Annotated in this window: 14 protein-coding genes and 1 tRNA gene; 9 read left to right on the forward strand and 6 right to left on the reverse strand. The window is 70.2% G+C overall.

Annotated features, from left to right (window positions below):
• Positions 1-14 precede the first annotated feature (14 nt).
• On the reverse strand, positions 15-614 hold the full coding sequence (locus NKG96_RS00455) for an RPA family protein (protein ID WP_254536478.1): 600 nt from the start codon (positions 612-614) through the stop codon (positions 15-17).
• Positions 615-1,547: a replication factor A gene (locus NKG96_RS00460; protein WP_254536479.1), complete on the reverse strand. Its 933-nt coding sequence runs from the start codon at positions 1,545-1,547 to the stop codon at positions 615-617. It abuts the gene before it with no gap.
• A gap of 246 nt (positions 1,548-1,793) precedes the next feature.
• On the opposite strand from NKG96_RS00460, the gene NKG96_RS00465 reads away from it, so the two are divergent.
• Positions 1,794-2,078: a DUF7091 family protein gene (locus NKG96_RS00465; protein WP_254536480.1), complete on the forward strand. Its 285-nt coding sequence runs from the start codon at positions 1,794-1,796 to the stop codon at positions 2,076-2,078.
• A 72-nt stretch (positions 2,079-2,150) separates the two neighbouring features.
• Complete coding sequence (locus NKG96_RS00470) at positions 2,151-3,170, forward strand: mannose-1-phosphate guanylyltransferase (RefSeq protein WP_254536481.1); 1,020 nt, start codon at positions 2,151-2,153, stop codon at positions 3,168-3,170.
• Between the two features lie 22 nt (positions 3,171-3,192).
• Here the strand turns inward: NKG96_RS00470 and NKG96_RS21140 are convergent, their stop codons facing one another.
• The 3 genes from NKG96_RS21140 to NKG96_RS00485 form a co-directional block, all read right to left on the reverse strand.
• On the reverse strand, positions 3,193-3,510 hold the full coding sequence (locus NKG96_RS21140) for a DeoR family transcriptional regulator (RefSeq protein WP_303651783.1): 318 nt from the start codon (positions 3,508-3,510) through the stop codon (positions 3,193-3,195).
• 240 nt (positions 3,511-3,750) lie between these two features.
• The gene (locus tag NKG96_RS00480) at positions 3,751-4,212 is read right to left on the reverse strand and encodes a Tfx family DNA-binding protein (RefSeq protein WP_254536482.1); all 462 of its coding nucleotides are present in this window, start codon (positions 4,210-4,212) and stop codon (positions 3,751-3,753) included.
• 401 nt (positions 4,213-4,613) lie between these two features.
• Positions 4,614-5,075 carry a TRAM domain-containing protein gene (locus tag NKG96_RS00485; protein ID WP_254536483.1) on the reverse strand — a complete coding sequence of 154 codons (462 nt, stop codon included), beginning with the start codon at positions 5,073-5,075 and terminating at the stop codon, positions 4,614-4,616.
• A 138-nt stretch (positions 5,076-5,213) separates the two neighbouring features.
• Between NKG96_RS00485 and NKG96_RS00490 the strand changes: the two genes are divergently transcribed.
• The 3 genes from NKG96_RS00490 (at position 5,214) to NKG96_RS00500 (ending at position 7,868) form a co-directional block, all read left to right on the forward strand.
• Positions 5,214-5,852 carry a hypothetical protein gene (locus NKG96_RS00490; RefSeq protein ID WP_254536485.1) on the forward strand — a complete coding sequence of 213 codons (639 nt, stop codon included), beginning with the start codon at positions 5,214-5,216 and terminating at the stop codon, positions 5,850-5,852.
• Between the two features lie 92 nt (positions 5,853-5,944).
• Positions 5,945-7,750, forward strand: a complete 1,806-nt coding sequence (locus NKG96_RS00495) for an SLC13 family permease (protein ID WP_254538165.1) — start codon at positions 5,945-5,947, stop codon at positions 7,748-7,750.
• A 45-nt stretch (positions 7,751-7,795) separates the two neighbouring features.
• Positions 7,796-7,868 (forward strand) — tRNA-Pro (locus tag NKG96_RS00500).
• Between the two features lie 161 nt (positions 7,869-8,029).
• Here NKG96_RS00500 and NKG96_RS00505 read toward each other — a convergent pair.
• A complete protein-coding gene (locus NKG96_RS00505; protein WP_254536486.1) occupies positions 8,030-8,728 on the reverse strand; it encodes a hypothetical protein in 699 nt (232 codons plus the stop codon).
• A 153-nt stretch (positions 8,729-8,881) separates the two neighbouring features.
• Here NKG96_RS00505 and NKG96_RS00510 point away from each other — a divergent pair, with 153 nt between their 5' ends.
• The 4 genes from NKG96_RS00510 to NKG96_RS00525 all read left to right on the forward strand — a co-directional run bounded on the left by NKG96_RS00510 (position 8,882) and on the right by NKG96_RS00525 (position 11,411).
• A complete protein-coding gene (locus tag NKG96_RS00510) occupies positions 8,882-9,388 on the forward strand; it encodes a DUF2243 domain-containing protein (RefSeq protein WP_254536487.1) in 507 nt (168 codons plus the stop codon).
• Positions 9,385-9,597: a hypothetical protein gene (locus tag NKG96_RS00515; RefSeq protein ID WP_254536488.1), complete on the forward strand. Its 213-nt coding sequence runs from the start codon at positions 9,385-9,387 to the stop codon at positions 9,595-9,597. Before NKG96_RS00510 ends, NKG96_RS00515 begins: the two co-directional genes overlap by 4 nt.
• A gap of 134 nt (positions 9,598-9,731) precedes the next feature.
• Positions 9,732-10,574, forward strand: coding sequence for an MBL fold metallo-hydrolase (locus NKG96_RS00520; RefSeq protein ID WP_254536489.1), 843 nt, complete (start codon positions 9,732-9,734; stop codon positions 10,572-10,574).
• A gap of 75 nt (positions 10,575-10,649) precedes the next feature.
• Positions 10,650-11,411: an alpha/beta fold hydrolase gene (locus NKG96_RS00525; protein ID WP_254536491.1), complete on the forward strand. Its 762-nt coding sequence runs from the start codon at positions 10,650-10,652 to the stop codon at positions 11,409-11,411.
• Positions 11,412-11,453 lie beyond the last annotated feature (42 nt).

The raw sequence follows: 11,453 nt of genomic DNA on the forward strand, positions 1-11,453 counted from the left end.
GGGAACGTCGGACCTTACGCGGAGGCTTCGGACTCCGCCTCGGCGGACTCCTCGTCCAGGTCCTCCAGGGCACTGAGCGCGGCCCGGCGGTACTGCTCGAAGTCGGTCTCGGGGTAGTGCTCCTCGGCCATGCGAGCGTACTCGCCGCCCTCCTCCACGGCGTCACAGCGCTCGATGGTCCGGGTGGCCGTCTCGACGACCCAGCGGTCGCGCGTGTCGGCGTCCACCGCGGTGATGGACTCGGGGCGCAGCGAGACGTTCACGTCGCCGTCGTCCGTCTCGAACGTGCGGGGTTTGCCCACGACGGAGACGTACGTCGGCGGTTCGGCCTCGCGGAGGAAGCTCGCGGCGTCGGGCTGGTACTGCCCGGCGTACATGAAGAACGTGCCCGTCGGGTCGACGACGCGGCCCTGCCAGTACTCCGAGTCGGAGCCGACGTCCTCGGTCTCGGTGAGGGTGCCGACGGCGAACACGCGGTTGGCGCGCTCGCCGGTCGGGAGCAGCGCGTAGACGGGTGCGCGCTCCTCGTCGCTCTCCTTGAAGGTGTACGTCGAATCGTTGAACTCGGTGGCGAAGACGCGGCGTGCGACCTCGCGGGTAGGTGCTCCGGACATTTACATCGACCTCGCTTTGATGAGCGCAGCCTCTGCATCCACCGGCCCGAGGCGCTCGAACTCGTCGGCCAGCACGTAGCGGCCGAACGTCGGGCCGCGCACGCGGTAGTACGTTCCGAGGACGCCCGCCTTCATCTCGTCGGCGACGACCGACGTGTCGAGGGCGTCCATGGCCATCTCCTTCGCCTCCGCGAGGGTGATGCCCGTCAGTTCCTCGGTCATCTCCTCGTCGAAGATGACCTCGTGGACCTGCGTGCCGTCGTCCAGCACGCCCTTGATGCGGAGGTCGAACTCGCCTTCGACCTCGCCGTGTTCCGAACATCGCCCGTTCTGGAGGACGCGCGTGCAGTCCTCCTCGGGACAGCGCTTGATGAGCCCGGAGCCGCGCTGGATGTCCACCAGCGCGCCCTCCACCTCGGTCGAATCGTCGCCGACCTCGATGTCCTCGTCCAGTTTCTCGATGCTCGTCGTGCGGTTGAGCTTGACCGAGAACCGGCCCTCGTACTCGTCGGTGACGACGTTCCCGAGGCGGTAGGCCGCGCCCTCCTCCAGCTTGGGGAGTTCGCTGGTCTTGAACGAGACGAACTTGATGGTGCCCGACTCGTCGCCGAGCAGGCCCACCTGCGAGATGGAGTCGCTGCGGGGTTCCCACAGTTCGACGACCACCGCGCGGACGTCGATCCACTCCTCGTCGGCGTCGACCTCGCCGACGGGGACGAGTTCGTTGCCGCCGCCACCGCCGCCGAGTTCGTCCCGGTCGAGACCGGCCTCGTCGAGGTAGTTGTTGACGAGACTGCGCCGCGCCTCGTCGGCGGGGACCTTGTACTCGGTGACGAGGGTGTCGAGACGCTCCCGTACCTCGTCGACGGTGATGTCCAGGTGGTCTGAGAACTGCGCGTGTATCGCTTCGGCGTGCTGTTGCAGGTCTGCCATTGTCGAATTTCCGTCTCCGCGTGTTTTCGGTGGGAGACGTACGCCGGTTGGTTCTTGCCGGTATTTAAAGTGTCGTAACCGGGGTGAAAGTGAACCCGGTTGCGGTCGGAGAGGGCCGCAGACGGTCACGAGCGGTCGATTCGACGCAGTTCCACCCGAGAAGACGGCCGGTCGGGACGACCCCGACAGGGGGAGCGACGAGGGGGTTGCGGCGGGGTTTTTGTCGCCGCGTCCCGAACCCCGACCATGAGCAACCGGCGGCGCTTCGAACGCATCCTCCGGACGAAGCTCCGGTCCGCGGGTCGCCAGTACGCCGAGGCGCGCCACGCCTACGAGGCGGCCCGGAACGTCGCCGCCTCGGACCTCCCCGTCGACGAGGAGGGGCGGGCCAAAATCGTCTGTCGGCGCTACGCCGAACGGCGGGCCGTCGACCTCGACTCGGGGTTCCGGCCGGACTGTTTCGACGCCGACCACGTGGACTGTCAGGGCTGCGTCGAGGACATCCGCGACGGGCGCGTCGAGACGTGGTGAGGCGGCGCGGGTGAGCGCGAGGGACGGCCGAGACGGGGACACGGATTAGTCGGCCCCCGACGAACCCCCGCCATGCAGACCATCGCAGTCGTCCTCGCGGGCGGCGTCGGCACGCGCCTCTACCCCGCGAGTTCCGAGTCCCGCCCGAAGCAGTTCCTCTCGTTCGGCGACGGGCCCTCCCTCCTGACGCGCACCGTCGACCGGGCGAGCGAGGTGGCCGAGACGGTGTACGTCCTCACCCGCCCGGACTACGCCGAGACGGTGCCCGACCACGCCCCCGACGCGGAGGTGCTGGTCGAACCCGCCGGGCGCGACACCGGTCCCGCCCTGGTGTACGCCGCCCACCGAATCCGCGAGCGAGAGGCAGAGTGCGTCCTCCTCTGTCTCCCGAGCGACCACCACGTCGAGGGCGACTTCGCCTCCGTCGCGCGCCGGGCCTGCGAGGTGGCGGGTGAGACGGACAAACTCGTGACCCTCGGTGTCGAACCGACCCGTCCCGCCGTCGGCTACGGCTACATCAAACCCGGCGAGGACCGCGGCGACTACTACGAGGCGGCCGGGTTCTTCGAGAAACCCGACCCCGGCGCGGCCGAACGCTACCGCTACAACGGCTTCTACTGGAACGCGGGGATGTTCGCGTGGACGCCCGACGCCCTCCTCCGCGAGGCGCGGGGGACGGACCTCGACTCGCTGGTGACGGGCCTCGAATCGGGCACCGCCGAACGGGCGTTCGCGCTCGCCCCCTCGGTGAGCATCGACAACGCGGTCCTCGAACACTCGGACGAGGTTGCGATGGTGCCTGCCACCTTCGAGTGGGACGACCTCGGCGCGTGGGACGCCCTCGCCCGCGTCTTCGACGAGGAGGCGGACCGCGACGGCAACGTCGTCCGCGGGAACGGCCTCCTGCTGGACACGGAGAACTGCCTCGTCGCCACCGACGAGACGAGCCACGTCAGCGCCGTCGGCGTCTCGAACCTCACCGTCGCGGCCTACGACGGGCGCGTGCTGGTCGTCCCGACGCGGGAGGCCCAGCGGGTCCGGGAAGTCGTCGAGCGGTTGCGAGAGGACGAAGACGAGGATGAGGACGAGTAGGCGAATCAGGAGAACAGGCGCTTCAGGCGGTCGAACAGGCGCTTCCGGGGGTCCCCGCCGATGCGTTCGGGGTCGGGGGCGTCGCACCCCCCCGCTCGAGTTCCACGTCCGACGAGACGGTGTCGTCCGAACCGTCCCCCGACCGGTCGGGACTCCTGGTCCCGCTACCCGTGGCGGCGGCCTCGGCCTCCTCGATGCGCCCCTCGGACTCGAGGTCGCGCAGGTCGCGGCGGATGGTCGCCTCGGAGTACCCGAGGGACTCGGCGAGACCGTTCACCGACCGGTCCCCGTTCTCAGACACCAGTTCGACGATGGTCCGTTTTCGCTCAGCGGGCAACATACACGGATGGCCGTGTCTGCTCGGTGCACGCTGTTAACGGTTCGTGTTGTATTCGCGTTCGTTTCTGCCCGATTCGTTCGTAAAAGCCGTGGCAGTCCCTGGTTCGACTGCACGAACCGGTTCGCAGGTGAGACTGTTCGAGAGAAGGAGCTAACTGCAGGGTCACGGGTCGGCTGCGGTCTCCGCGTCCCGAGACGGAGGCGCGGGGGACGTCGGGGCGGGCGGGGGTGGGGGCGGGACTCAGGGGGTCCGGACCCGGACGCGTCCGTCGCTGGTCACGCCGACGAGGATGTCCCGGCGCACCTCGCGCCCACGGACGGCGTCGCCGGCGGCGTCGCCGACGAGTTTCATCAGTTCCGGGGCGGCGTAGCCCACCTTCACGCCGGCGTCGTCGCAGGCGGAGTACACCATCTCGGGCACGTCGTAGAGGTCGGTGCCCGTCTCGACTGGCACCTGTACGGGCGCGCGGAGGGCCTCGGCGAACGCCACCGTCTCGCGGGCCTTGCTGACGTTCTCGCGGGCACTGGCCTCGATAGAGGAGACGTTGGCGCGGGAGGTGCCGAGCCACGCGGCGATGTCGGCCTGCGCGATGCCCCGCTCGCGAAGGCAGAGCACCTCCGCCTGCCGGCGGGTCAGCACGCTCGTCTCGGGGTCGAAGCCGACGCGGTCGAGCAGGTCTGGGGCGTCTTCGGGGACGGTCATGGTGTGTCGTGGGGGGCGATCCCCCGGTCGTGGGTCGTCGTCACACAGTATCCGGCGCGGGCGCTTGTAGCCGACGGTTCCGGTCCGACAGAAAGAGAGACCGGGAGCGGCCGCCTGCCAGTTCCAGTCGCAGTGAGGGTCGGGGGCCCCTGGTCTCGCAAGCAACTACGCGTGCGAGCCACTTAGCCTCGCCGCCCCTCCAGCCCCTGTCCGATGAGGACGCCGCCCGCCTGCAGAAGTTCGGGCGCGTGCTCCCAGCAGGCGTACCACGTCCGGTGGCCGCGGGCGACCACCACGTCCGCGCGGGTGCCACAGCTAAAACAGGGCTGTGAGTCGGCACCGCGGACGATTCTCATGCCGTGAGTTGGCACGCGACGTACTTGAACCTCCGCCCTCGGCGCCTACCCGCCCCAGAAGTTGTCGCGACTGCCCAGTCGCTCGCGGCGCGGCTTGCGCGACCCGTCCTCGTCGTCCTCGCTCGCGTCGGCGTCGGCCTCGTCCGTCTCCTCGCCGTCTGCCTCCTCGTCTTCCATGGGGAGGCGCTCTATCTCTTCGGCGCGGGCGTGGTTCGACCTGACCTTCGTGATCTTCACGCGGGCGCGGGCGTCCGGGAGGATACCGTCGACGAAGACGATGAAGCCGTCCTCGGTCCGCCCGACGCCGGCACCGCTCTCGTGCATGTCCGTCACGTCCACGACGACCTCCTCGCCCGGTTTGACTGGCTGGGACTTCAGGTCGCGGATGGGCTGGTTGTAGTGGTTACACCACTCGGCCCCTCCGCGGTCGCCGTAGTGCTGACACCCCATCCCGTTGATTCGCTCCGAGTAACTGGGGCACTGGTCCGCGAGCGGACAGTCTGGCATGCAGTGGGCTACAGGGTAGGCGGATAAAACGCTTGTTGGTTCCACAGCGACGTGTTCGCGGCCCGCGAGCGGGCGGATGAGGGAACGCCCGTACCGGCCGACCGGAACCCTTTGCCCCGCCGCAGCCCTCCCGCCGGTATGGACCGTCACGTCCCCGAGATGGCCCTCGTCGTCGGGGTGGTGCTGGCCGTCCCCCTCGGGGTCTTCGCCCTGCTCGCCGGGGCGACCGTCGGGGCCGCCGCCCTCGCCCTCCTCGTGTTCTACCCCTTCGCGGGCTACGCCGTCAGTCGCTCGGAGGACCCGACGACGGTGCTCGTCCCCGACCCCGTCCTCTACGCCGGTCTCGGCCTCGGCGCGCTCCTCGTCCTCGCGGGGGCCATCGCGGGCACACCGGGGACCGGCCTCGCGGTGGGCGCACTCGCCGCCGCCCCGCCCGTCGCCTACCACGCCCGGTACGGCGACTCGGTGAACCCGCTCTCCCCCGACCGGACGCTGGCCGCGGGGGTGGGCCTCGCCGTCCTCGCCCTCGTCGTCGGGTTCGCGACGGGCGACCTCCTCGGGGCGGGCGGCGGCGGGGGGGTGGTCGCGCTGACCGCCGCCGACTACCACGACCAGCGAGGGGGCAGGCTGGACCGGCGGACCGAACGGGCGCTCGTGGGGGGCTGTCTCGGCGGGGCGGCGCTGGTGGCCGTCGTGAGCGTCCTCGCCGAGCAGGCCGTCGCGGGCGTCGGCGTCGCCGCCAGTCTCGTGGCGCTAGGGGCGTTCCTCGCCCGCTGAGCGCGGGAGAGCGGGGGACCGCGGGCGTGGAGGGTGGTTTTTTCTCGGGGGGAAGCGTTGCCGGAGTCGTGCTCGCGTTGCCGGACACGGGGATGCTCGTCGTCTTCGCCATCATCGTCGCCGCCCTCGTCCTGTTCGCCACGGAGCCGGTCCCCATCGACATCACCGCCATCGGGGTGATGGTGGCGCTGATGGTCCTCGAACCGTGGACGCAGATAGCGCCGACGCCGACGGAGGGGCTCTCCGGGTTCGCCTCGACGGCGACCATCACCGTCCTCGCGATGTTCATCCTGAGCGAGGGCGTCCAGCGCACGGGCGTGGTGCAGTTGCTCGGCGCGAAGATCGGCAGCTACACGCGCGACTCCGAGACCAAGCAACTGGGCGCGACCATCGGCGTCGTCGGCCCCATCTCGGGGTTCATCAACAACACTGCCGCCGTCGCCATCCTCCTCCCGATGGTGACCGACCTCGCCCACGAGGGGGGCACCTCCCCCTCGAAGCTGCTGATTCCCCTCTCCTATGCCTCGATGTTCGGCGGGATGCTCACCCTCATCGGCACGTCCACGAACATCCTCGCCTCGTCGGTCGCGGCCGACCTCGGGGTGGCCGGCGCCCCCTTCGGCATGTTCGAGTTCACCGCCCTCGGCGCGGTGGTGACCGTCTTCGGTGCGGCCTACCTGTTGACCGTCGGGCGCTACCTCACGCCGGAACGCATCCGCCCGCGCGAGGACCTCACCGAGGAGTTCGAGATGGGCGAGTACCTCACCGAGGTGATCGTCCGCGACGACTCGCCCGTCGTCGGCCAGACCGTCCGCGAGGCACTGGAGACACAGAACTTCGACGTGGACCTCGTCCAGTTGGTCCGCGGCGAGGAGGTGTTCCTCGAACCGCTCGGCCCGAAGTCCATCCAGCCCGGCGACGTCTTCGCGGTCCGTACCGACCGGGACACCCTGCTGGACCTCCTCGACGCCGAGGGGTTCGACCTCCTGCCCGCCCGCATCGAGGAAGACGACCTCGAAGCCGCGGAGGAAGAAGTCCAGAACCTCGTCGAGGTGGTCATCGCCCCCGGGTCGACACTCGTCGGCGAGACGCTCGCCTCCGCCAGTTTCCGCCAGCGCTACAACGCGACCGTCCTCGCCTTCCGACGCGGCCCGGAACTCATCCGCCAGCGGATGGACCGCACCCGACTCCGGGTCGGCGACACCCTCCTCGTGCAGGCGAGCGGCGAGAGCATCGAGCGCCTGAACAACAACCGCAATTTCATCGTCGCACAGGAGGTCTACCGCCCCGACTTCCGCAAGTCGAAGATTCCCGTCGCCGTCGGCATCGTTCTCGTCGTCGTCGGCCTCGCGGCCATCGACGTCCTCCCCATCGTCGTCGCCGCCCTCGGGGGCGCGCTGGCGATGGTCGCCACGGGGTGTCTCAAACCCACCGAGGTGTACGACGCCGTCCAGTGGGACGTCATCTTCCTCCTCGCTGGCGTCATCCCCCTCGGCATCGCCATGCAGAAGACCGGTGGCGCAGACCTCATCGCCCGCCTGCTCGTCGACTCGGCAGGAGCGCTCCCCCCGCTCGCGGTCCTCGGCCTTCTCTATCTCGTGACGGCCACGCTCACGAACGTCATCAGCAACAACGCCGCCGTCGTCCTGATGATTCCCGTCGCCGCCGAGTCGGCCGCCCGCATCGGGGCCAGCGAGTTCGCGTTCGTGCTGGCTGTCACCTTCGCCGCCTCGACGGCGTTCATGACCCCCGTCGGCTACCAGACCAACCTCTTCGTCTACGGTCCGGGCGGCTACCGCTTCACGGACTACCTGCGGGTGGGGACGCCCCTGCAACTGCTGTTCGCGGTGGTGACGACGCTCGGCATCGCCGTGCTGTACGGCCCCGTGATGCCGTGAGCAGAACGAAACGCTTTCCCGTGGGATTCGCGTCTGTCGGGATGCGGGACCGTGGGTTAGCCTGGTATACTTCGGGCCTTGGGTGCCCGTGACCCCGGTTCAAATCCGGGCGGTCCCACTTCTGTCCGACGAACGGACGTGAGGAAGCAGACGTGAACAACGACCGGTTTGAACGAACGAGCGACCGAAGGGAGCGAGTGGCGTTCAAATCCGGACGGTCCCACTCGTTTTCGACCGGCCTACCAGCCGACGGCATCGGGCGCGTCAGGGCGGCCGGTGTCACGTCGCCCGCGTCGCGCCGGTCTTCCGGTCGCCGGTGTCCTCGTCACGGTCTTCGATACGGTCGCTGACCTCCGCGCTCGTCTCCTCGATGCGGTCTGCCGTCTCCTCCGTCGCTTCCTCGGTCCGTTCGGCCACCGTCCGACCGCCCCGACGGACGCGGGCGGCGACGCGACCGGCCATCTCGTCGGTTCGCTTCGCGACCCGGTGGCTCACTTCCTCGGTCCGTCCCGCGAGTCCGCGGGTCATCTCGCCGGTCCCCCGGCGGACCTGTCGCGGGGCGCGGTCGAGGCGTTCGCCCAGCGGTCCGAACCGGTCCCGGAACGCGTACCCGGCGACGAAGGCGGGCACGCCCACCAGCCAGCCGCGGCCCGACGTCCCGCTGCCGGCGTCCATCCGCCGTTCGAGGGCGCTCACCCGTCGCGCCAGTTGCTCGTCGGCCCCGTCGCCCCGTACCTCGATGCGGTTGGCCCCCGACCCCGGGGCCCGCTCACCCCAGAGGCGGGTCGCGGCCCGGCCGACGTCCGTACCGAGCGGCCCGAGGCGCTCCCGGAGCACGTACCCCGCGGCGACGAGGGCGGACGCGCCGAGCAGTCGGCTGTACGGGGTAGTCGCCTCGCGCTGCGGGCGTCGGTGGCTCGCGCGCGTCTTCATCATCCGTCGGGTGTCGCTCGATATCTCCGTGGACGGCCCTACCATAATGGACTATCATTATACTTCTGAGGCAATAACAGGGAGACTTGCAACCGCTGCTGGCGGTCGTCCGGCAGGGTCGACCCGGTACGAACATCGGTCCACCTGTCGACTGCCGGGGACCTGCTTACCCGCCTCGGGTGAGCACCCCCGGACACGATGGCACGAACGACGACCCGCCGCGCACTGGTCGCCGCCGGAGTGTTTGGCTTCGGGTTCAGCGGCCTCATCGACGTGCTCGTGTTGCACCACGTCCTCCAGTTGCACCACCTCGTCTCGGGGCTCTACCCGATGGATACGCTCTCCGGCCTTCGGACGAACATCCGTGCGGACGGCCTGTTCTCACTCGCGATGGTCGGCATCGCGGGCGTCGGGGCGGGCCTGCTCTGGCAGTCCGAGCGCCGGACGGAGGCCCCCCTCGCCCTCCGTCCGGTCGCCGGTGCCGCCCTCGTCGGACTGGGCGCGTTCGACCTGTTCGACGTCCTCGTGGACCACGTCCTGTTGGGCCTCCACCAGCCGACGATGCAGGGGGGCGTCTACAACCCCCACTGGGCCGCCGTGAGCCTCCTGTTCGTCGCCGCCGGGTGGCTCCTCTACCGCTCGGGACGGGACGCGGAGGACGTGACGCGAGACACCGCGGAGACAGCGAACGACCGGACCGAATGAGCCGGATGCGCGACCTGACGACGGTGGGGGTGGCCGCGACGGCGCTCTCTGTGCTGGCCGCGCCGGCGGCGGCGCACGGTGGGACGGCAGGGGTCGGAGTTCCCGGCTGGGCCGTCCTGCTCGGGAGCGTCCTCGGCCTCTGGGTCGTCGTCTGCGGCGGTGTCGTCGTCGCCGACCGCCTCCTGCGACCCGTTCTCGGCACCCGCTGAGGCGAGTCCGCACGGGAGTCGAGCGTCTCAGGGTCTCGAACGTCGCCGCCCGGTGCCGCCGTCGGACGGGGGACCCCGACACCGGACGCTCTCCCCGGCGGAACCGCTAACTCCCTGCCACAGTTCGGGAGGGCATGAACGACACCGACGACTGGTTCGACGTCCGGGAACTCTCCGACCGGACCTGGCGCGTCTCGGAGGCGACGTACTTCAACGACTACCTCGTCGCCGGCGAGGACCGGGCGCTCCTCGTCGACGCCTCCGTCGGCGTCGGCGACCTGCGCGCGATGGCCGACGAACTGGTCGACGTGCCCGTGACGCTCCTGCTCACCCACTCCCACTGGGACCACGTCGGCGGGGCGACCCAGTTCGACGACGTCCGCATCCACGAGGCCGAACTGCCCCCCAATGGGACGGTCCGCTGGGACTACGTCGCCGACACGTTCCACGTCCACCTCGACGAGTGGCTCGACGCCTTCCGGGAGGGCGGCGGGCAGTTCCCCGACGGGTTCGACCCCACCTCTCACGAGATTCGGCCCGTCCCCGACGTGTCGGTCGCCGCGGACGGCGAGACGGTCGACCTCGGGGGACGCAAACTCGAACTGCTCCACCTGCCTGGCCACTCGCCGGGACAACTCGGGGTGCTCGACCGGGAGCGGGGCGACCTCTACGGCGGCGACGTCCTCCACCTCCGGCGGGACCTGTACGCCCACTTCGGTGGCGGTGACCTCGGGGCGTACGCCGACACGTTCGCCCGACTGCGCGCCCTGCGCGACGAGGGCGCGTTCGACACCCTCTACACCGCACACAACCGCCCGGTGTCGGGCGAGGACCTCTCGCTGCTGGACGACTACCACGCCGGCCTCCGGGCGATTCTCGCGGGAGAGCTGTCCTCCCGACCCAACGACGGACGCCCGCCGGGACGCGTCTACGATGTCGCCGGCCACGAGGTCGTCACGAGGCCCGACGTGGAGTGAGCGGGCAGGTCACAGCACCCCGGCGACGGGGCACAGGATGAAGGCACCGCGACGCCACCTTCGACGGGAAGGACCATGCTCGCACACGTCACGGTCGGTGACGGTACCGACCTCTACTATCAGGACGTCGGGGAGGGGCCGCCGGTCGTCCTCGTCCACGGCTTCAGCACGAACCACCTCTCGTGGTGGCAGCAGATACCGACCATCGCCCGCCGGTATCGGTGTCTCGCGGTCGACCAGCGACGCTTCGGCCTGTCGGCCGACGAGGGCGGTCGGGGGGTCGCGGCGTTCGCCGACGATCTCCTCGCACTGCTGGACGCACTCGGAATCGAGCGGGCGGCCCTCGTCGGGCACTCGATGGGCGGGTGGTCGGTGGCGTCACTGGCGACCCGGCACCCCGACCGGGTCGCGGCGCTCGTCCTGTCGGCGACGCCGGGTGGACTCCTCTCGCCCGAACGCCACCGGGAACTCAGGGAGCGGGCGACCGTCCCCGACCCGGACCCGCTGGACGACGAGCGGGCGTTCCTCGCGGACGCCATCGCCGACCTGAACCGCGACGCGCCGCCGGAGTGGACCGACGTCCGTCCGACGCTGGACGGTCTGCCGCTGGACCGGGAGCGAATCGCCCGTGCCGACGTCCCGACGTTGCTCGTCTCGGGCGAGGCGGACGGGTTCATGACCGAGGGGATGGCCGAGGAACTGGCAGGACCGCTGGGAGCCGAGACTGCCACCGTGGCGGGGGCTGGCCACGACGTGTTCTTCGAGAAACCGGCGGCGTTCAACGAGTGCGTCCTCGAATTTCTCGACGAGCGCGCCGCGTTCGTGACGCGGGAGTAGCGCGGAGGCGGGCCTCAGGCCGACTCCACCCGAACGCCCTCG

The sequence above is a fragment of the Halomarina litorea genome, from assembly GCF_024227715.1.
Classification (GTDB): Archaea; Halobacteriota; Halobacteria; order Halobacteriales; family Haloarculaceae; genus Halomarina; species Halomarina litorea.